This is a genomic window from Erythrobacter ani (assembly GCF_019204025.1).
GTDB lineage: Bacteria > Pseudomonadota > Alphaproteobacteria > Sphingomonadales > Sphingomonadaceae > Erythrobacter > Erythrobacter ani.
The window spans coordinates 365,761-386,082 of sequence record NZ_JAGSPB010000001.1; the positions used below are offsets into that span (position 1 = coordinate 365,761).

Consider the following 20,322-nt stretch of genomic DNA (forward strand, 5'->3'; position numbering starts at 1 on the left):
ATTGCAATGCTTCGTCACACACAAAGCTTGAAAACCGCGATTGCGGGAACAGGGAAACCCATGGGGGGTCAAAAAATGACACGCCAACTTACTGCCAAATTGCTTTTGGCATCTATCGCCGCAGCGCCGCTGGCCGCGGTTCCGATGAGCACTGCGACTGCACAGCAAGTCGCAAGTCCGACACAGGACATCGTCCTGTCCATCGGAAAAGGTGAGCTCGTCACGATTCCCGGATCGATGGCAGACGTGTTCGTCGCCAATGACGGCGTAGCGGACGTTCAGATCAAATCTCAGCGTCAGCTCTATGTTTTCGGCAAAGCCGGCGGTGAAACCACGATCTACGCCAGCAATGCTCGGGGCGACGTAATTTTCTCGGCCAACATTCGGGTCGGATCCAATATTGGCAGTGTCGACCAGATGATGGCGCTCGCAATGCCGGAAGCCAAGGTGAATGTCTCCACGATGGGCACGAACACCGTGCTCCTGACTGGTACTGTTGCTGCCCCTGAAGACGCTGCGGAAGCGCAGCGCCTGGTAGAAGCCTTTCTGGGTGAAGAAGCCAATGTCATCACTCGTTTGAAGACGGCCACTCCATTGCAGGTCAACCTTCAGGTCAAGTTCGCTGAAGTCAGCCGTAGCCTCGTCCGCGAGATCGGCGGCAACCTCTCCACATACGATTTCTCTCTCGGCGGATTCCGGGGCGGTGTCGGCACCGGGCGCAATTTGCTTGCCGGTGAAGGAGCATTCGATCCCGCTGGCCCCGTTGCGGTCGCTAACAGTCCTGGCCAGATCGCGCTCGGTGAGGTCACAGGTCCAGCGATCGACTCGGATGGAGGGACCACAATCGCTGGTCTTGGCCGCCTCTTCGGCCTTGACGTGATCGGCGCGCTCGATCTGTCGGAAACTCTCGGACTGATCACCACGCTTTCGCAGCCCAATTTGACCGCGCTTTCGGGTGAAACCGCCACGTTCCTTGCGGGCGGCGAGTTTCCGATCCCGATCAGCCAGGGCCTTGGCAACGTTGCCATTGAATACCGTGATTTCGGGGTGAGCCTCTCTTACACGCCGACTGTGCTGGCCAATGGCCGGATTTCACTCCGGGTTCGTCCGGAAGTGTCCGAGCTGTCGTCGCAGGGCGCGGTTACCCTCAACGGTTTCCAGGTCCCGGCGCTGACAATCCGCAGGACCGAAACGACCGTAGAACTTGGCTCCGGCCAAAGCTTCATGATCGCGGGCCTGATGAGCGGCAATTCGCAGAACCTTCTCGAAAAGGCTCCAGGCCTCGGTGACATACCGATCCTCGGCAACCTGTTCCGATCGCGCGATTTCCGTAAGGGCGAAACCGAACTCGTGATCGTCGTCACGCCATACCTGGTCAAACCAGTGAACGCCTCGGACATCAAGCTGCCGACCGACGGTTTCCGCACGGCCAGCGAGCTTGAGCAGTTTATCGGATACCGGGACAATGCCGGTGTGTCGGGCGAACAGCGCCCTGGCCCAACTGCCAAGGATCAGGATGCGCCCAACCCGGACATCAGCAATGCCGATCCGGCTGCGATCATGCCCAATAGCGCACCTAAGGATCCGCGCCGTGCTGACAAGAAGAACCGCAAAAAGGAGCGGTCGGCCGACGCCGTAGCTCCTGGTTTCAGCCTGTAACTCGAGAAAGGTGAGAACAATGCACACAGCATTTAAAAGCAAACTGGCCAAAGCGCCGCTCCATGCTCTTGCGCTCTCGATGGGGCTGGCTGTCGCTGGCTGCGGCGGGATGCCAAGCAACACATCGCTGTACAGCACCAAGCAACCGGTGGTCGAGCGGACGAATTATACGCTCGATGTCAACACCAACGCCCAAGGTCTGCCGGTGTCTGAGCAATCGCGCCTCAACGGCTGGTTCGAGACGATGGACCTTCGCTATGGCGACCGTGTCACAATTGAAGATCCGTCGAACAGCCCCGCTGTCGCTGACGCGGTCAACGAACTGGCCGGGCGTTACGGGTTGATCGTCGAAGCGGTTGCTCCGACCACGGTCGGATTTCTTGAGCCCGGACAGGCACGCGTCGTCATCACGCGTTCGGCGGCGTCGGTGCCGGGCTGCCCTGATTGGTCCGCCAAGTCCGACATGAACTACAACAATGGCATGAGCCCGAATTTCGGCTGCGCGAACAACAGCAATCTCGCTGCGATGGTCGCCAATCCGCAAGACTTGCTGGAAGGCCAGGAAGGCTCCGGCGAAACCGTGATCGCTACCGGTACGAAAGCGATCGATACTTATCGTGAGACGCCGCCGACCGGTGCTGGCGGCCTACGGAACGCTCAAGGCGGGCAAGGAGAATAGTAATCATGAACGCTCCCTGGAAATCGGGCCTGCCCGGAAATCGTGACGCGTTTGCAGCTTACATCTGCGACGATGCCGCCCTCGACGTTTTGCGTCCGGTCGTCATCGAGATGGGCTGGCAAACCGAGAAGTGCAACAAAGGTGGCCTCCGCAATGCGATCCAGTCGCTTTCGGTCAGCGCGAGCCCTGCAATCCTGGTCGTCGACCTGTCGGAAAGCGGAGATCCGCTGAACGACATCAACGCCTTGGCAGAAGTCTGCGAGCCTGGAACGGTCGTGATCGCTATCGGGCAAGTTAACGATGTCCGCCTCTACCGCGATCTTATCGCGAGCGGGATCCACGACTATCTGCTGAAGCCTCTGAACGCCCAGCAGGTGCACGACGCTCTTAATCAGGCGCTTGCCGTCTTTACATCGCCCAAGGCGGGTGATGGCGACGCGGTCAAGAAGCACATCTCGACTGCGATTGTAGGCACACGCGGCGGCGCGGGCGCTTCGACACTGGCAACCTCGCTTGCTTGGCTGTTCAGCAGCGAACACGATTCGCCGACGGCCCTGCTGGATCTCGACATCCACTTCGGTACGGGCGCGCTTGCGCTCGATCTGGAGCCAGGCCGCGGCCTGACCGACGCGATCGACAATCCAAGCCGTATCGACGGACTCTTCATCGAGCGCGCAATGACGCGCGCCAATGAGAAGCTGTCGATACTTTCGGCAGAAGCACCGATCAGCCAGCCGCTGATGACCGATGGCGCCGCATTCGTTCAGCTGGAGGAAGAATTCCGCCAGGCGTTCGAAATGACCGTCATCGACATGCCGCGTAATATGCTGATCAACTTCCCGCACTTGCTTGCCGACGTGAACCTGGTCGTTTTGACCTGCGAACTCACGCTCGCATCTGCACGTGATACGATCCGCGTGCTGTCATGGCTCAAAACCAATGCGGCACATGCGCATCCGATGATCGTCGCCAACAAGGTGCAATCGGGTGTTGCCGAAATCAGCAAGGCCGACTTCGAGGCCTCGATCGAGCGCAAGATCGACTTCGTGATCCCATACGACGTTAAAGCTGCAACCAACGCGGCAAAACTGGGTCAGGTTTTCGTGGATGCCAATCGGTCGAGCAAAGCGAGCTCGGTCATTCGTCAGATCGGCGAACGGATCATGGGCGCAAGCGAGGAGGACCTCGCATCGGTCAGCGAAGAGAAAAAGTCGCTGCTCGGCGGGTTCGATCTGAAGTCGCTACTGGCGAAAAAGGACAAGGCCGAAGTGAAAGAAGCGGCTGAATAGGCTGCGTCTTTCACCGCGCGATCCGTAATCTGCTCTGCAGATACGGATCGCGCGGTGAGCCCCGATAAAGGCTCGCAGGCCAAGCCGCGACTGGTGCGGCGCAATGTAGGATCTTGGCGGAAAGCAATAGTATGGACTTTACCCAAACACTGCTCGTTACCGGCGCTATATTCGCCGTGATCGTCGTGGGCTATCTGATCGCCACAGGTTCCGGTGCGGGCAAGGCGCAGAAACGCCGCCTCGATGCATTGCGTTACCGCCATTCCGAAAGCACCGACACCAAGGTCGAATCCCAGCTTAAGAAAGCTATCGCTGCGCGAAGGCCGAAGGCCCACCGCATTGCGGGATCAAGTTCGCGTGTCGAGGCCCTTGAGATACGTCTGGATCGCAGCGGCAAGAAGTGGACACTGACGCAGTATGCCTACGCGTCAGGCGGTCTCGCCGTCGTGGTGGCCATGGCAGTTTTCCTGCAATCGGGGGCTTTTCTACTTTCGCTCGGCGTCGGACTTTTTATCGGCGCAGGACTTCCACACCTCGTTCTGGGCTTTTTCATCAAGAAGCGCACAGGCGCTTTCAATGAGAAGTTTCCCGATGCGATCGAATTGCTTGTCCGCGGCCTCAGGTCCGGCCTCCCCGTGACAGAAACGCTTGCGGTCGTGGCGCAGGAAGTTCCCGGCCCCGTCGGTGAAGAGTTCAAGGGCATCGTAGAGCGGATCAAGATCGGTAAAACCATGGAGGATTCGCTCCAGGACACAGCCAATCGGCTCGGGATTCCGGAATTCAACTTCTTCTGCATCACGCTCGCCATTCAGCGCGAGACGGGCGGTAACCTTGCCGAGACGCTTTCGAACCTTGCCGACGTTCTGCGCAAACGTGCGCAAATGAAGCTCAAGATCAGAGCCATGAGCTCGGAATCGAAAGCTTCGGCCTATATCGTGGGTTCGTTGCCATTCGTCGTCTTCATCATGGTATACATGGTGAACCCAAGTTACCTCGCCGGCTTCTTCTATGAAGACCGCCTCATCGTGGCCGGTCTCGGCGGGCTTGTGTGGATGAGCATCGGCGTCTTCATCATGGCCAAAATGGTCAACTTCGAAATCTAAGCGGGAAGGAACACAGCCATGCTTCAACAACCCGCAGGACCAACGCTGCTCGGTTTCGACGTTATCCTCGTCGGGACTGTGCTGGCAGGCCTCGCCGCCTTTGCGGTGATCCTGGCAATCTATGCCGCGGTCACCATCAGGGACCCAATGGCAAGGCGCGTCAAATCGCTCAACGATCGGCGCGACGAGCTCAAAGCCGGGATCATCACTCAAGGCTCTAAAAAGCGCGCCAGTCTGGTTCGCAAGACGGACAAGACGGACAAGGTCAAAGAAAAGCTGAACAGCATGAAAGTGCTGCAGCAGAGCCAGCTGGACGTGGTCCAACAGAAATTGGCCCATGCCGGATATCGGAACAAGGAACTCGCGGTCTATATCATCGGTGCCCGCGCGATCCTGCCGATCGTGTTCGGAACCATCGGTTTCGTCGCCATCTATGTCACTGAAATGTTCCCGGACTGGGGACCCTTCACGCGGCTTGGGGCGATGGCGATGGTGCTGTTCCTCTCCTACAAGGGGCCCGAGCTTTTCCTTAAGAACAAGGCCGACAAGCGCACCAAGGAGATCCAGAAAGGTCTGCCTGACGCACTCGATCTGCTCGTTATTTGCGCAGAAGCCGGTCTTACAGTCGATGCCGCGTTCAATCGCGTGGCAAAGGAACTCGGCCAGGCCTACCCTGAATTGGGCGACGAATTTGCCCTCACCGCAATCGAGCTTTCATTCCTCAATGAACGCCGCGACGCCTTCAACAACCTCGCATACCGCGTCGATCTCGAAGCGGTCAAAGGCGTCGTCACCACCATGGTGCAAACTGAACGTTACGGTACACCGCTTGCCAGCGCACTGCGCGTCTTGTCGGCCGAATTCCGTAACGAACGGATGATGCGCGCCGAAGAGAAAGCCGCGCGTCTGCCAGCCATCATGACGGTGCCGCTGATCCTGTTCATCCTTCCGGTGCTTTTCATCGTGATCCTCGGCCCTGCGGCCTGCTCGATCTCCGATGCGCTCCTGAGCGAGTAACAGCCTACGCGGGTACATCGAGGCACGATGCTCGCACAGTAAAGAGGGTCGGTCAGGTTTGCCTGTCCGGCCCTTTTTCTTGCTATGAATTGTCCGCTAGCGAAGCCGCGCGCACATGCATCCGGTCGAGCAAATCCCGGAATTGAGCGCGTTCTCGAGGGGCGAAGCCGTCGAACAATTCGCGTTCGGTTGCCAGCGCCAGCGGCATGACTTCGCGGTGGATCGACCGGCCTTCCTCCGTCAGCTCGAGAAGGTGCGAGCGGCCGTCTGCCTCGTTCGGCACGCGCTGGATCAAACCGCGTTCCTCCAGGACCTTGCAGGCGCGATTGACCGCAACCTTGTCCATCCGCGTCACCTGGGTCAACGCCTGCTGCGTGCACGCTCGCTGCGTCCCGTCGCCCAGCACCGCCATGATCCTCCATTCCGGAACCTTCAACCCGAAGCGTTTGCGATATCGCTCCGCGATCAGATCGCTAACCGCGTTGGACGCGATCGAAAGCTGATAAGGAAGGAAGCCTGAAAGGCTCCACTCAGTGCCGGTTTCGGTAGTCTTGTCGTTCATCGCAAGTGGTTTCTCATGAAACCATCGCGATTGGCAAGGCCCGCCAGTGCGGCAAGCTCTCTCGGACGCACACTATTCGTAGGGTCGCTCGTCCCACCAAGGGTAGAAATCGGGCATGTCTTCGCTGACTTTCGCTGGATACTGCGGAGGCCGTTTCTCGAGGAAACTCGCAATTCCCTCTTTCGCGTCCGCACCGCGCGACAGGCGGTAAATTGCCCGGCTGTCGATCTTGTGTGCTTCCATCGGGTGATCAGCGCTCATCAATCGCCACATCATCGCGCGGGTCATCGCCACAGATACCGCCGAAGTGTTTTGCGCGATCTCCTGCGCGAGTGCACGCGCTTCGTTCAGAAGCACCTGCGGCGAGTGGACCGAACGGATGAGGCCACCATCCTTGGCTTCCTGAGCGCTGAAGACACGGCCTGAATAGCACCATTCCAGCGCCTGGCTGATCCCGACAATCCGCGGCAGGAACCAGCTCGAGGCTGCCTCCGGCACGATGCCCCGGCGCGCAAACACAAAACCGAAACGAGCGGTTTCACTCGCAAGACGGATATCCATGGCGAGTTGCATCGTCGCACCGACGCCGACGGCCACGCCGTTGCAAGCTGAAATGAGCGGCTTCTTGCTTTCGAACAGCCGCAGGGTCAGCAGTCCGCCGCCGTCGCGGACAGTCGGATCGCTCAGATCGTCGACCTCGGTCGGATCGGAAAAGACGTGGCCTCCCCCTTCCGGCGTCAGATCCGCGCCCGCGCAGAACGCTCGTTCACCCGCACCGGTAAAGATCACCGCGCGCACTTCGTCATCGGCGTCGATATCGTCCATCGCCGTCATGATCTCGCTTCCCATGGTGCGAGTATAGGCATTCATCTTGTCCGGCCGGTTGAGCGTGATGGTCGCAACGCCGTCAGCCTTGTTTACGAGGATCTGGGTGTAATCGGTCATTCTATCTCCAACCATTATTGCCCTGCCCGTCATGCTATCGAACCGGGCGGGCCGCGAGACATGGACCACGTGTTACGCGGTCCTGAAGCACAAAACCCGATCCGATCCGATCGGTCAATCGCGCCCGCCATATCGCGTTCGCACAGCTAACTTGATCGACCAATTCGATAGGCGCCAGTAGGCGCTGTACGAAAGCGCTTCGGACGCGCCGCCAACTATTCCAGCGAGGGTTCAGCGGCGGCGGCCCGCGCGAACCGATCAGAAAATTCACGAACCTTTGCGGGTAGGTAAGGCGTCTGCGGCCTCACCAGGTATAACGGAAAGGCATCGGCGGCCCAGTCCGGGAGTACAACACGCATCCGACCGGAGGAAACCTCCTTTTCGAACGCCCAAAGCGGCCCCTGATGCAAGCCAGCGCTTCCAAGCACCAATTGCTTGATCGCGGTAACGCTGTTCGCCGCCACCCGGCCGGTCACCTCCGCGCTTTGCCTTTTCTTTCCGTGAGAAAGCGTGAGCGGAAGGCGGCGCTGGCCTCCGCGATAAAATACAAAGGGGTGGTCGCCAAGCTCTGAGGGATGTTCCGGAAGGCCATGCATGTCCGCATACTCCGCCGAGGCGACGATTACGCGCGGCACTTCGGCCACTTTGCGCGCGATCAGACTCGAATCCGAAAGTCGCCCGATACGCACCACGATATCAAGTCCAGCCTCGGTGAGATTGTCGAAGCGGCTGCCGAGCACAAGCTCGATATCGAGATCCGGCGCATCGTGCAGCAGTTTGGCGATGACCGGAGCCACGAACCGCGCCCCGAAGTCGACCGGCGCCCCGATCCTGAGCTTCCCGCGCGGATCGTCGAGCAAGCCGGCAACGTCCGCCTCCAGCGCCATACGCTCATCCACCAGACGTCGCACGCCTTCGTAATATCGCCGGCCCGCCTCGGTCGGAATCGATCTTTTGGTCGATCGCCGGAGCAGTTTCGCCTGCAGGCGATCCTCCAAGGCCGTGACTTTGCGACTGACCGAAGAAGGATCGATCCCGAGCTCGATCGCAACCGCGCGCAAGCTGCCCGCCTCAACGACCCGGATGAATATATGATCGAACCCATCTTCATGCATATTCTGCAATTAACAGATGTAAAATATGTGTCTAGCTGCATCATGCTTGAACCCTCATATCTCTTTCATCGCCAACGCAAGTGGCTCAAACCGAAGGAGAATAAAGATGACACAGAGCAACCCGACAGCCCTTATCACTGGTGCCAGCCGTGGTCTTGGCCGAGCGATGACCCTCGCCCTTGCAAGCCGCGGGTGGAATGTGATCGGCACTTACCGCACGCAGCAAGAAGAAGCCGAAAAGGTTGTACAGGAAGCCGCATCCGCCGGTGGGCGCGCCGTGATGCTGCCTTTCGACGCGGAGGAAACCGACCCTGCTGCCTTCATCGAAGATGTGCGCAAATCGCTCGCCGACTTGGGTAGCGATACTCTGGATGCACTCGTCAACAATGCAGGTGCCGCGCATTATGCGCCGATTGCGGAAACCGATCTCTCCGCCCTCGACGGCCTCTACCGGCTCCATGTCCGGGCACCGCTCGCCCTGACACAGGCTGCACTGCCGATGATCGGCGAAGGTGGCCGCGTGCTGTTCATTTCAACCGGTCTCGCGCGGTTCAGCCTGCCCGGATACGGCGCCTATGCCGCGATGAAGGGTGCTGTCGAAGTGATGGCTCGCTACGCCGCGAAGGAGCTTGGCGAACGTGGTATCCGCGTAAACACGCTCGCCCCTGGAGCAATTGAGACCGATTTTGGAGGTGGTGCGGTGCGCGACAATCCCGAAGTGAACGCCCACGTCTCTGCCATGACCGCGCTTGGCCGTCCCGGCCTACCCAAGGAGATTGGCGATGCGGTTGCCGCGATCCTGTCCGATGAAATGCGCTGGATGTCGGGCGAACGCATCGAAATCTCGGGCGGCCAAAGCCTCTGATTGGACTGCGAAAAAAGAAGCCCCCGCCGCCAAGAGGCAGCGGGGGCTTTCTTATTTTTTGCGTTCGCGCCGGACCGTGAGGGTCAGGTAAGCAGCGCCGCGTCATAATAACGCGGCAAGCCTTACCGCGGTGCCATCCGGATGCCGCCGTCGAGACGCACGTCTTCGCCGTTGAAATAGCCGGTCTCGATCATGGTCATGGCCAGTTTCGCGTATTCCTCTGGCATGCCCAAGCGTTTGGGGAACGGGACGGACGCGGCCAGCGCTTCCTTCACTTGCGGAGGGGCAGCGTTCATCAGCGGGGTTTCAAAGATGCCCGGCAGGATGGTGTTCACACGGATGCCTTCGCGCATCAGGTCGCGCGCGATCGGCAAGGTCATGCCAACCACGCCGCCCTTGGACGCGGAATAGGCGGCCTGACCGATCTGACCATCTTCGGCAGCGACGGACGCGGTGTTCACGATTGCGCCGCGCGCGCCGTCATCGCCCATCGGATCGAGCGTCATCATCCCGGCAGCCGACTTGGCGATGCAGCGGAAGGTGCCGATTAGGTTGACCTGAATCACGAAATCGAACGCGCTGATCGGGAAATGCTTGATCTCGCCCGATTGCTTGTCGCGGCTGGCGGTCTTGATCGCGTTGCCGATACCGGCGCAGTTGACGAGGATACGCTCCTGCCCGTGGGCATCGCGCGCCTTGGCAAAACCTGCATCGACATCGTCATCGCTGGTCACATTGACCTTGCAGAACACGCCGCCGATTTCTTCGGCCATGGCGTTGCCCTTATCTTCGTTCATGTCGAAGATCGCGACTTTCGCGCCTTTGGCTGCAAGAGCGCGTGCGGTTGCCGCGCCAAGGCCGGATGCCCCGCCAGTGACGACGGCTGGGGTGCTCGATGATACTTCCATTGAAAAATCCTTCTTTGGGTGGGTCTGTTAAACGCGCTCGATGATCGTGACGTTGGCGACGCCGCCGCCTTCGCACATCGTCTGAAGCCCGTATTTCTTGTCGTGCCGGTGGAGCGCGTGGACCAGCGTCGCCATCAGCTTTGTTCCCGAAGCGCCCAGCGGATGGCCGAGTGCGATCGCGCCGCCATGGACATTGAGCCGGTCCGGATCGGCGCCTGTATGTTTGAGCCATGCGAGCGGCACCGGTGCGAATGCCTCGTTCACTTCGAACAGGTCGATATCGTCGATTTTCATCCCCGCACGTTCAAGTGCGCGGTCGGTCGCGAACAGCGGCTCTTCGAGCATGATGACAGGATCGCCCGCTGTCACGGTCAGGTTGTGGATGCGCGCCATTGGCGTGAGGCCGTGCCGTTTCAGCGCTTCTTCCGAAACGACCATGACTGCCGAGGACCCGTCGCAGATCTGGCTGGCGCTCGCCGCGGTGATCTTGCCATCGGGCGCGAGCAGCTTGACCCCGGCGATACCTTCGAGCGTCGCATCGAAGCGGATACCCTCATCGACCGTGTGCATCTCCTCGCCATCGGGTGTTTCGATTTCTACCGGGACAATCTCTTTCTCAAACGCGCCGGTCTCGGTGGCCTTGATCGCTTTGGCATGGCTGCCGAGCGCGAAGCTATCGAGCTGATCCTTGGAAAAATCGTGTTTGTCGGCAATCATCTGGGCGCCCATGAACTGGCTGAACTGTACGCCAGGGTACTTTTCCATAACGCCGGGTGACATGTAATTGCCCAGCCCCTCCTTCATATGGAGTGTCATGTTCGAGCCCATCGGCACGCGGGTCATGCTTTCGACGCCGCTCGCAATAACCACGTCCTGCGTGCCGCTCATCACCGCTTGTGCCGCGAACTGGATTGCCTGCTGTGATGATCCGCATTGCCGGTCGATCGAGACGGCGGGAGTCGATTGCGGAAGCAGTTTCGAGGCGAGCACACCCATGCGCCCGACCTGCCCGGCCTGCTCGCCCGCCTGACTTACGCAGCCGGTGACCACATCATCGACGGCTTTCGGATCGATCCCGCTGCGTTCGACCACGGCGTCGAGCGATTTGGCAAGAAGGTCGACAGGATGGACGCCGGCAAGACGGCCGCCGCGTTTGCCGCCGGCAGTGCGAACGGCGTCAACGATATAGGCTGTGGGCATGATGGGGGATGTCCTCTCGTTTACGTAAACGTTGCTGTTTGCCACTCGCCTATGTGAGCGAGAGCCCGGAATCAAGAACCCAAATTGATGGGCTTCGCGCCCGTTTCAATCCGCAATCGCTTGTGTCGCTACGGCAAGCGTGGTTAGCGCTCGATCAATCATGTCCGACAGCGATCCTGCCTCCGCCGCCCAGAGAGCGCTTGAACGCGGCGATCCCGCTGCTTTGACACTATTCGACCGCGCGATCAGGGGCGATCCGGGCAACGCCAGGTTGTGGCTGGGCAAGGCGCGCGCGCTCGCACTTACCGGCGATGCGAGGGGCGCCCGGATAGTCGCGGAGCAAATCGCCGACCAGGCACCCGGGTTTATCGAGGCGCAAGACCAGCTTGCCGAATTTCGGCTGGCCGTAGGCGATGAGGATTTCGCCTCCCATTACGCCAAAGCCGCGGCGAAGCAGCCCCGCGATCCGAACATCCTTGCCGCGTTGTCCAATGCGCTCGCCTCGCTCGATCGCTCAGCTGAGGCAGCGGATGTCGCGGCGGAGGCGCGCGCTCGTTTTCCGGAGGAGCCTCACTTCGCCTTGCTCGAAGCGACGCATGCGGGGGCGGCGGGCGAGTGGGACCGGGCAGAGGTCATCTATAGTGCCCTCGCAACGTTCTCACCCCAGCGCTTGGTCCAGGAGGCACGCCATCGGCTCCGCGCGCAGGACGCGGGTAAGGCCGAAGCGCTGCTCGACCGTGTCTTGGAACAGAACCCTTGGGATATCGCCGCATGGGCGCTGCTGGGGATCGCTTGGCGCATGAGCGGCAACGAGCGGGCGGATTGGCTCCATGTACAAACGGGCTTGGTGCAGTTTCGATCTTTGGCGGGGCGTGCGGACCTTATTGACGACGCCGCTGCAGAATTGCGCAAACTTCATGACATTTCGGCGATGCCGCTTGGACAATCGCTGCGCGGTGGCAGCCAGACCCGCGGCATCCTGTTCGACCGCTCGGAGCCGATTTTCGCCGAACTGCGAGGCACGATCGAAGCCGCACTGGAAGAATATCGCGCCGACCTCCCGGCGATTGATCGGGAGCACCCGCTGCTTCGCCATCGCGAGGCGGCATGGTCGCTGGCAGGATCGTGGTCGGTCAGGCTTACCGGCGGGTCAGACCATCACGCCTCCCATATCCATCCAGCGGGCATTGTCTCCAGCGCGCTCTATCTTACGGTCCCGGAAACGATTTCCAGCGAGATCGACAGGCAAGGATGGCTTGAATTGGGCCGCCCTCCCCGCGACCTGGGCCTCGACCTGCCGGCATTGTCGGCCATAAAGCCCAAGCCCTGTCACCTGGCGCTGTTCCCATCGACCATGTACCACGGTACGACGCCGTTCATCTCCGCAGCCGCGGACCAGCGCCTGACAGTCGCATTCGACGTAAAGGTCAGTTGAGCCGGCGCACTTTCACTGCGCGCTTGTTGTTCACTTTCGCCTTATAGCTTCCGAGAGCAGCTCGCTCGATCACGATCGTGTCGCCTGCGCCGAATTTGCGAAACCCGGTCGCGCTCTCGATCTCTATCCAGCGCGCGCCATCTTCCAGCTCGAATATGTGGCGGCCATTGCCGAGCTTCTCCGCGCTCGCGAGAGTTGCGGTGATTTCGTTGACATCCTCGTCACCTTCACCGCCCCCGAAAAGACGGATCTTCGGCAAGTTCAATCCAAACAGCCCACGCTTCGCCTCGACGATCTGCTCGCGCTCGGCAAGAACGAGTTCTCGCGACTCCTGAGCTGCGAACACTTTCGCGACCTCTTGGTCGAAGCAGGCCAGGCGCGCATCGGCATCGGTAATTTCGCGGCAACCGAACATCTTTTCGATAACCTCGGGCGTTTCAAGAGCATCGGCGGCGTCAGTTGGCGCTTGCGCCGGTTGGGCGGCAGCCGTCGCAGAAAGCCACACGGCAGCAAATCCTGCGGCCACTGCGATTATGGTGCGGTCAGCCCTTGGCGAAAGAAGCGCATTCATGTTTCAATTTCTCCGAAAGCCGAGTGCGGCGATAATGCCATCAACAAGTGTGGCAATGTGTTACCGGGGTCTTTGTCCGAATTGCAAGAACCCACGCGCTTTCGCACAAACCGATGGTTAATTCCCTCTCTCGGGGAGTGTTGCACCAGTGCTACACCACGATTTCAATTTGGCGAAAACGCCTGTAATCGCTTTCCAATTGAGTTCCAAGGAGCCTAACCCTCGACGCAGGGACCGGACGGGCGGATTCTGCGCAGAGTACGTGCGGGCCGTTAACGGATATCCCGACGCTTGGATGGAAACGTCGCTCAGTCATGTTTGGACCGAGCCGGTGGATCCATCCTTAAATGTGTCTTCCACTATTCAGGGAAGGCATCAGTCATGAGGGTAGAAACCATATGAAATTTTCCAAGCAGCTCCGACTGAGCGCCGGATCGCTGGCGGTTGGTTTGGTTCTGTCGTCGGCTCCGGCCTTCGCACAGGACGCTGACATCACCTCCGATGGTGATGCATCGGCAACCGCCGAAGATAACCAGATCCTGGTTACCGGTTCGCGTCTCAATGTTAACCCCAACCTCGAAGGTGCAAACCCTGTTCTCAGCGTCAGCGAAGAGCAGATCACCCAGCAGGGTACGGTCCGCATCGAAGACCTCGTCAACCAGCTGCCGCAGGTTTTCGCGGCTCAGGCCGGCGAAGTTTCGAACTCCGCGACCGGTACAGCGCAGCTGAACCTGCGCGGTCTCGGCGCGATCCGTACTCTCGTCCTGATCGACGGCAAGCGACTGCCTTACGGTTCGTCCGTCAGTGCGCCGGCCAACGTCGACCTCGTGCCGACTCAGCTGATCGAGCGTATCGACATCCTGACCGGCGGTGCTTCGGCAGTGTACGGTTCGGACGCTGTTGGCGGTGTTGCCAACTTCGTGCTGAAGCGTGACTTCGAAGGCGTCGAATTCGACATTCAGGGCGGCTTCCAGCAGACCGGTAACAGCAGCGATTTCTTCGAAAGCGTTCTGGGTGCTGCGCAGCAGCCGATCCCTGGTTCGACGACCGATGGTGCTGAATACTCGTTCACGGGTATCCTTGGCGCCAACACGGCTGACGGCCGCGGTAACGTCACCCTCTTCGGTAGCTATGAGCGCCGCGAGTCGGTGACGCAGAACGACCGTGTCTTCTCGGCTTGTACGATTGGTGAATCCAGCAACCCTGTGACCAGCTTCGGCGGCGCGGGCTGTGTTGGTTCGGGCAACTTCCGTCTCTTCGGTAGCGCAGATTCCACAGTGGTCGATGCTGCAGGCGACGCGGTTCAAAACGTGTTCCAGCAGGAAGACGGTACGATCGTTCCTTTCATCGGTGGACCGGCTCAGACGTTCAACTTTGGTGCGTTCAACTTCTTCCAGCGCCCATCCGAACGTTTCTCGATCTACGGTAAGGGTCACTATGAGATCACCGACAACATCGAGTTCTTTGCCGATCTTAGCTATACCGATGTGATCTCCGATGCGCAGATTGCGCAGACGGCTTCGTTCGGTACGTTCTTCTACAACATCAACTGCGACAACCCCCTGATCCAGGGAACTCCCGGCATCGCCCTGACCGACGTATTCGGTTGTAGCGCTGCTGATATCGCAGCTGGTAACGATGTGGCCGGTATCACCGCTTCGCACCGTAACGTTGAAGGCGGCCCGCGTAACTCGCGTCTCGAAAACTCGGCTTTCCGTCTTGTTTCCGGTCTGCGTGGCGACTTCGGTGACGGCGTCTGGGCATGGGAAGCATTCGGTCAGTACTCCGAAACCTCCGACACCTCGATTTCGAGCAACGACTTCATCATCGCCAATCTTCAGCAAGCGTTCTTCGCTGTTGATGATGGTGCGGGCAACGTCGTCTGCCGCGATCCTTCGGGCGGCTGTGTTCCATATAATCCGTTCCAGCGTACGCCGGACGGCGACACTCTGATTACGTCGGATCAGACCGACTTCATCCAGGGCGTCGGCATCGTGGTGGGTGAAACCACCCAGCTGGTCGTTGGTGCCAACGTTCAGGCCGACCTCGGTGCATACGGCTTCAGCTCGCCATTCAGTGAAGAAGGCGTCGCCTTCCTCGTTGGTGTCGAGTACCGTGAAGACACGCTCGACTCGATCCCTGACGAAATCAGCCAGGTTCCAGGCGGCGGCTTCACCGGTGTTGGCGGCGCAACGCTGCCGGTTGCCGGTTCGGTCAATGTCTACGAACTTTACGGTGAGCTTCAGATTCCGCTCGTAACCGATCGTCCGTTCTTCGATGAACTGACGCTTTCGGGCCAGTATCGTTATTCGGATTACACGACCGACGGTAACGGCACTTCGAACGGCTTCAGCACGGATGCCTTCGGTATCCAGGCTGTCTGGGCTCCGGTTGAGGACCTCAAGTTCCGCGCACAGTTCCAGCGTGCTGTTCGTGCGCCGAACGTCATCGAACTGTTCACCGGTCAGGACACGGGTCTCCCGAACCTGAACTCGGCTGGCGTTAACGCCAATGGCGTTCAGCTGTTTGACCCTTGCGCGTCGAATGCTCCGATTGCTTCGTTTGATGCCTGTGCAAACACAGGTGTCACCGCAGCGCAGTTCGGTAGCATTCTCGACGTCATCTCCGGTCAGACCCAGTCGATCACCGGCGGTAACACAGACCTCGTACCGGAAAGCTCAGATACCTACACCTTTGGTGTGGTGTTCGAGCCGACCTTCGTACCAGGCCTGACGATGTCACTCGACTATTTCGACATCCAGGTTGATGACTTCATCAGCGCGGGTATCGGTGCTCAGGTCATCCTGGATAACTGTCTCGCAACCGGCGACCCGACCTTCTGTGAACTTCTGCAGCGTGCACCTTCGGGTACACTCGCAGCGGCACCGGGTGTTGGCTTCACCGCGACGAACCTGAACATCGCTACTGTGAACACCGCAGGTTTCGATGCTCAGATCCGCTACGCGACTGAAATCGGTAACCTCGGCGGTCTGCAGTTCGATTATGCAGCCACCCTTCTGGACGAGAACGACTTCGTTCCGTTCCCGGGCGGCGATCCAATCGACTGTAAGGGCGTGGTGGACAATGGCTGTATTCAGCCGGTCAACCCAGAGTATCGTCACCGTATGTCGGCCACTTGGCAGACGAATGCCGATCTCGACCTGACGCTGACGTGGCGCTTCTTCGCAGGCACCGACGATGAGCCGGTTGCTGCGAACCCGGAAGTCGACGAAGATCTTCCTTCGATCAGCTACATCGATCTGGCAGCCGTCTGGCAGTTCAATGACACGATCGGCGTCCGCGCCGGTGTCCTTAACCTGTTCGACGAACTTCCGCCGGTTAGCACCTCTTCGGGCCCACCGCTCGGAAACGGCAACACCTTCCCGACGATCTACGACACCGCTCGTACGATCTTCGCAGGTGTCAACTTCCGCTTCTAGAGCCGAAGTAGACCGAACAAAAAGAAGCCGCGGACTTCGGTCCGCGGCTTTTTTGTTTTGTGAATAGGGTTGAGAATCACACCATCTGCAACGCGTGGTAACCGGCCGCGACAACACCCCCTTGGGCTGAATCTCGCGCAAGGCGCCCTCTGAGACGCCCGATTGTTGCATTTTCGCTACGTTCACCAGCGTGTTTTCAGAAAAAGCTCGCAGAGTCCCGGGTCACATCTTGCGTCCACTCTGCGAGATTGCTTTTTGGAAATCTGTTGAATTTTTTCAGCATACCACTGGGGACTAAAATCAATGACTAAAGTGAACTCTGCCGGCTTTGCCGGTCGTGCCCGCTTCTATGCGGGCGTCGGGGTCGCAGCCTTGGCACTTTCAGCAGCCGGGTCGCCACTCTCGGCTCAAGATCAGGAAACTAGCGCGGAAACGGTCGATTCCGATGCTTCAGTAGCCGAAGATACGCTCACCGCCGATAATGTGATCACCGTTACCGGTTCGCGCATCCTGCGACCGAACCAGGAGAGCACGAGTCCGATCGTCTCGCTTTCGCTCGAAGAGATCCAGTCAACTGGCGAAATCAATATCGGCGACGCTCTGAATGATCTCCCTTCACTTCGCTCGACATTCAGCCAAGCGAACTCGACGCGGTTTATCGGTACCGCTGGTCTCAACTTGCTTGACCTTCGCGGCCTCGGCACGAACCGGACGCTTGTGCTCGTCAACGGACGTCGTCACATAACGTCGCAGCCCGGCGTACCGACCAGCGTCGACATCAACACCATTCCGAATTCGCTGCTTGAGCGCGTCGACATCACGACCGGCGGCAACAGCGCCATTTATGGTGCCGACGCCGTAGCAGGTGTTGTGAACTTCATCACGAAGCGCGACTTCGAAGGTATTGAAGGCCAAATTCAGGGAGGCATCACCAGCGAAGGTGAGCGCGATACTGTTTTTGCATCCCTTACCGCTGGTACAAATTTTGCTGACAATCGTGGTAATATTGCGGTTGCCGGTGAGTACAGCCGTCAACGTGCACTGTTCAATACCGACCGTGACCGGGTTTCCGGAGCCTTTACAGGTCGGCGCCAGCTTCAGGCTATCGAAGATGCTTCAGGCGAGGGCCCGAACGCCTTTGACGGGATCCCAGACCGTTTGTTCCTTGGCGGGATTCGCAACAATAACATTTCGGAAGGCGGTCTCTTTACTGCTAGTTGTCCGGGATTGCCCGCGGCGGACTCGACAGATGGAGTTCCTTTCTCTTGCACTGGCGCGCTCGACTTCCGCGGGAACCCGTTGTCACAAACTTTCGTGTTTTTGCCTGACGGAAATCTGATTCCCAACCCGATCATAGCCGATCTGCGTGAGAACGCTGTGACAGGTAACGCGATTGGCGGTCTTGGTTCGACCCTGCGTCTAACGGGCCAGCTAGCGCCCGAGATTGAACGCTCCGTCGTCAACGTGCTGGCGAGCTTCGAAGTAACCGAAGCTTTCCGTCCGTTTGTCGAAGCGAAATACGCTCGTATCGACGCTATCCAAGAGGGACAGCCGACGTTCTTCAATAATACCTTCTCGATCAACAACCCGTTCCTGACAGCGCAGGCTCGCAACACGCTTGTCGAAGCAGGTGTGCCGGAACTGGTGGAGGTCTTGGACGCCGATGGAAACGGAACAGGTACGTTCGTACCTGGCGCCTTCCGTGCTTTCCGCTTCAATGTCGATTTTGGTGGTCGCGGTGAAGACCATCGTCGTGAGACTTATCGTGCAGTCGTCGGTGTCGATGGCACATTCAATGATGACTGGGCCTACGAAGTCGCATTCAATTACGGGCGACTGGAAACCGACTACACGACGGCTGGCAACGTTTTGATTTCCGAGTACTTCAACTCGCAAAACGCAGTGCTGGACGGTGCAGGAAATATCGTCTGCGGCATCAACGCAGATGCTGATCCTTCGAACGATGATGCTGCATGTGTCCCGGTAAATCTGTTTGGCAGCGGGGCTCCATCGGCCGCGGCGCTGGACTACTTCGTGATCGACTCGAACCGACAACAAGAAGCCGAACAATACCAAGTCACTGCATTCGTAGCGGGTGACACGTCGGAGTTCTTTGAGCTTCCGGCTGGCCCCGTGCAATTCGCTGTCGGTGGTGAATATCGCGAAGAGACCGCATTCTCGGCGTTCGATGAAGTCACCCGTTCGGGTGCGACCTTCCTGAATGCTATTCCGATCTTCGATCCACCAAACTTGGAAGCATTTGAAGCTTATGCGGAAATTCGCGTACCTCTTCTCGCTGATGTTCCAGGCTTTCAAGAACTTACGTTCGAAGGTGCGTTCCGTGTTTCCGATTACAATATCGGCAATGTCGGCACGGCCGAGACCTATAACGCTGGTCTGATCTGGCAGCCGATCGATAGTCTCCGCCTACGCGGCAGCTACGCTCGCTCGGTACGTATCCCGACGCAGAACGACCTTTTTGCAGAGCCGAGCCAGACGTTCTTGAATGGTCTTCAGGATCCATGCGGAGCGCAGTTCATCGATGCGAACCCTAATCGGCGAGCAAACTGTGCTGCTGATGGCGTGCCGACGACCATTACGGTGGGTGGCATCGAAGTCCCATTCGAGAATACTCCGAACTCGGGTATTCGGGGCTTGAACGGAAGCAACCCGAACCTCGAAGCAGAGGTTTCGGATAGCTTTACAGCTGGTTTCATTTTCCAGCCGACATTCGTTCCAGGGCTTTCGCTCTCGGTAGACTACTACAATATCGAGATCGACAACGTGATCTTCTCGCTATTGCCGCAGACGATCATCGATCAGTGCTACGATAGTACGACCGGCATCGATAATCCGTTCTGTGCTGCGGTCAATCGCCGGCCAGATGGGACCTTCCAAGGTCAGTCGGATCGCCGTCTACCTGACAACTCGATCGAAAGCTTTACGGTAGGACCGGATGATTCCTCGTTCCTGTCGGGTCCGTTTAACTTTGCGACTCAGAAGACTTCGGGCATCGATTTGGATCTCAACTACGCACGTGACTTTGGAGGTGTCGGGTTTACGTTCCGTGGCCTTCTGTCATATGTGATCGAGCGTGATAACTTCACCAACATCGAGGACCCGACCTTCATCGATCAGCAGCTTCTCGAGCTGGGTGACCCAGAGTTTGCGGGTAACATGATCGTTGGTTTGGATTTCGGTCTCCCGCGGGTCACCTACACCTTGCGCTACATCGGCGAGCAGTTCGTGGATGAATTCGAGACCTTCAACAGTCTCCAAGGTCGTCCGCCTGAGGATGCCGATTATTCGTTCCCGAGCGAGTATCCGGAAACGTTCTACCACAACATCCGCGTCGATTTCGAAACGGATGACGGCTATTCCTTCTATGTCGGTGCAGACAACCTCCTCAACACCATTCCGCCTCTCGGCGTTACTGGTACGGGAGCTGGCAGCGGCATCTATGATAACATCGGCCGTTTCCTGTACGCAGGTGCTCGTTTCACTTTCTGATCAAACGATCGGCCAAAGCCAAAA

15 protein-coding genes are annotated in these 20,322 nt (G+C 58.8%); 9 read left to right on the forward strand and 6 right to left on the reverse strand.

Going from position 1 to position 20,322, the window contains the following annotated elements; all coding sequences use genetic code 11:
- Positions 1-75 precede the first annotated feature (75 nt).
- The 5 genes from KCG45_RS01820 (at position 76) to KCG45_RS01840 (ending at position 5,747) form a co-directional block, all read left to right on the forward strand.
- A complete protein-coding gene (locus KCG45_RS01820) occupies positions 76-1,659 on the forward strand; it encodes a type II and III secretion system protein family protein (protein WP_218315438.1) in 1,584 nt (527 codons plus the stop codon).
- 19 nt (positions 1,660-1,678) lie between these two features.
- Positions 1,679-2,338, forward strand: a complete 660-nt coding sequence (locus KCG45_RS01825) for a CpaD family pilus assembly protein (protein WP_218315439.1) — start codon at positions 1,679-1,681, stop codon at positions 2,336-2,338.
- Positions 2,339-2,343: 5 nt separating this feature from the next.
- Positions 2,344-3,627 carry a P-loop NTPase family protein gene (locus tag KCG45_RS01830; protein ID WP_218315440.1) on the forward strand — a complete coding sequence of 428 codons (1,284 nt, stop codon included), beginning with the start codon at positions 2,344-2,346 and terminating at the stop codon, positions 3,625-3,627.
- 131 nt (positions 3,628-3,758) lie between these two features.
- Positions 3,759-4,730: a type II secretion system F family protein gene (locus KCG45_RS01835; protein WP_218315441.1), complete on the forward strand. Its 972-nt coding sequence runs from the start codon at positions 3,759-3,761 to the stop codon at positions 4,728-4,730.
- 18 nt (positions 4,731-4,748) lie between these two features.
- A complete protein-coding gene (locus KCG45_RS01840; RefSeq protein ID WP_218315442.1) occupies positions 4,749-5,747 on the forward strand; it encodes a type II secretion system F family protein in 999 nt (332 codons plus the stop codon).
- Positions 5,748-5,829: 82 nt separating this feature from the next.
- Here KCG45_RS01840 and KCG45_RS01845 read toward each other — a convergent pair whose 3' ends face one another.
- The 3 genes from KCG45_RS01845 to KCG45_RS01855 form a co-directional block, all read right to left on the reverse strand.
- Positions 5,830-6,309: a MarR family winged helix-turn-helix transcriptional regulator gene (locus KCG45_RS01845; RefSeq protein ID WP_218315443.1), complete on the reverse strand. Its 480-nt coding sequence runs from the start codon at positions 6,307-6,309 to the stop codon at positions 5,830-5,832.
- A 72-nt stretch (positions 6,310-6,381) separates the two neighbouring features.
- The gene (locus KCG45_RS01850) at positions 6,382-7,254 is read right to left on the reverse strand and encodes a crotonase/enoyl-CoA hydratase family protein (protein WP_218315444.1); all 873 of its coding nucleotides are present in this window, start codon (positions 7,252-7,254) and stop codon (positions 6,382-6,384) included.
- 215 nt (positions 7,255-7,469) lie between these two features.
- The gene (locus KCG45_RS01855; protein ID WP_255548002.1) at positions 7,470-8,369 is read right to left on the reverse strand and encodes a LysR family transcriptional regulator; all 900 of its coding nucleotides are present in this window, start codon (positions 8,367-8,369) and stop codon (positions 7,470-7,472) included.
- Between the two features lie 106 nt (positions 8,370-8,475).
- On the opposite strand from KCG45_RS01855, the gene KCG45_RS01860 reads away from it, so the two are divergent.
- Positions 8,476-9,234: an SDR family NAD(P)-dependent oxidoreductase gene (locus KCG45_RS01860; RefSeq protein WP_218315446.1), complete on the forward strand. Its 759-nt coding sequence runs from the start codon at positions 8,476-8,478 to the stop codon at positions 9,232-9,234.
- 122 nt (positions 9,235-9,356) lie between these two features.
- Here the strand turns inward: KCG45_RS01860 and KCG45_RS01865 are convergent, their stop codons facing one another.
- Together KCG45_RS01865 and KCG45_RS01870 are read right to left on the reverse strand one after the other, a co-directional pair.
- Positions 9,357-10,142, reverse strand: coding sequence for an SDR family NAD(P)-dependent oxidoreductase (locus KCG45_RS01865; RefSeq protein ID WP_218315447.1), 786 nt, complete (start codon positions 10,140-10,142; stop codon positions 9,357-9,359).
- A gap of 27 nt (positions 10,143-10,169) precedes the next feature.
- The gene (locus KCG45_RS01870; protein WP_218315448.1) at positions 10,170-11,342 is read right to left on the reverse strand and encodes an acetyl-CoA C-acetyltransferase; all 1,173 of its coding nucleotides are present in this window, start codon (positions 11,340-11,342) and stop codon (positions 10,170-10,172) included.
- Positions 11,343-11,502: 160 nt separating this feature from the next.
- Here KCG45_RS01870 and KCG45_RS01875 point away from each other — a divergent pair, with 160 nt between their 5' ends.
- Positions 11,503-12,777, forward strand: a complete 1,275-nt coding sequence (locus tag KCG45_RS01875) for a 2OG-Fe(II) oxygenase family protein (protein WP_218315449.1) — start codon at positions 11,503-11,505, stop codon at positions 12,775-12,777.
- On the opposite strand, the gene KCG45_RS01880 is transcribed toward KCG45_RS01875, so the two are convergent.
- Positions 12,770-13,348, reverse strand: a complete 579-nt coding sequence (locus tag KCG45_RS01880) for a hypothetical protein (protein WP_218315450.1) — start codon at positions 13,346-13,348, stop codon at positions 12,770-12,772. The two genes, KCG45_RS01875 and KCG45_RS01880, sit on opposite strands and share 8 nt — an antisense overlap.
- Positions 13,349-13,746: 398 nt before the next feature.
- Here KCG45_RS01880 and KCG45_RS01885 point away from each other — a divergent pair, with 398 nt between their 5' ends.
- A complete protein-coding gene (locus KCG45_RS01885) occupies positions 13,747-16,788 on the forward strand; it encodes a TonB-dependent receptor domain-containing protein (RefSeq protein WP_218315451.1) in 3,042 nt (1,013 codons plus the stop codon).
- Between the two features lie 303 nt (positions 16,789-17,091).
- Positions 17,092-20,298, forward strand: coding sequence for a TonB-dependent receptor domain-containing protein (locus KCG45_RS01890; RefSeq protein WP_218315452.1), 3,207 nt, complete (start codon positions 17,092-17,094; stop codon positions 20,296-20,298).
- Positions 20,299-20,322: the final 24 nt, after the last annotated feature.

Bases quoted from the DNA above. Each gene is read 5' to 3' on its own strand.
- KCG45_RS01820 (WP_218315438.1), top strand. From the start codon at position 76: ATGACACGCCAACTTACTGCCAAATTGCTTTTGGCATCTATCGCCGCA.
- KCG45_RS01855 (WP_255548002.1), bottom strand. From the start codon at position 8,369: ATGCATGAAGATGGGTTCGATCATATATTCATCCGGGTCGTTGAGGCG.
- KCG45_RS01880 (WP_218315450.1), bottom strand. From the start codon at position 13,348: ATGAATGCGCTTCTTTCGCCAAGGGCTGACCGCACCATAATCGCAGTG.
- KCG45_RS01870 (WP_218315448.1), bottom strand. From the start codon at position 11,342: ATGCCCACAGCCTATATCGTTGACGCCGTTCGCACTGCCGGCGGCAAA.
- KCG45_RS01830 (WP_218315440.1), top strand. From the start codon at position 2,344: ATGAACGCTCCCTGGAAATCGGGCCTGCCCGGAAATCGTGACGCGTTT.
- KCG45_RS01835 (WP_218315441.1), top strand. From the start codon at position 3,759: ATGGACTTTACCCAAACACTGCTCGTTACCGGCGCTATATTCGCCGTG.
- KCG45_RS01850 (WP_218315444.1), bottom strand. From the start codon at position 7,254: ATGACCGATTACACCCAGATCCTCGTAAACAAGGCTGACGGCGTTGCG.
- KCG45_RS01860 (WP_218315446.1), top strand. From the start codon at position 8,476: ATGACACAGAGCAACCCGACAGCCCTTATCACTGGTGCCAGCCGTGGT.
- KCG45_RS01845 (WP_218315443.1), bottom strand. From the start codon at position 6,309: ATGAACGACAAGACTACCGAAACCGGCACTGAGTGGAGCCTTTCAGGC.
- KCG45_RS01865 (WP_218315447.1), bottom strand. From the start codon at position 10,142: ATGGAAGTATCATCGAGCACCCCAGCCGTCGTCACTGGCGGGGCATCC.
- KCG45_RS01875 (WP_218315449.1), top strand. From the start codon at position 11,503: ATGTCCGACAGCGATCCTGCCTCCGCCGCCCAGAGAGCGCTTGAACGC.
- KCG45_RS01840 (WP_218315442.1), top strand. From the start codon at position 4,749: ATGCTTCAACAACCCGCAGGACCAACGCTGCTCGGTTTCGACGTTATC.
- KCG45_RS01890 (WP_218315452.1), top strand. From the start codon at position 17,092: ATGACTAAAGTGAACTCTGCCGGCTTTGCCGGTCGTGCCCGCTTCTAT.
- KCG45_RS01825 (WP_218315439.1), top strand. From the start codon at position 1,679: ATGCACACAGCATTTAAAAGCAAACTGGCCAAAGCGCCGCTCCATGCT.
- KCG45_RS01885 (WP_218315451.1), top strand. From the start codon at position 13,747: ATGAAATTTTCCAAGCAGCTCCGACTGAGCGCCGGATCGCTGGCGGTT.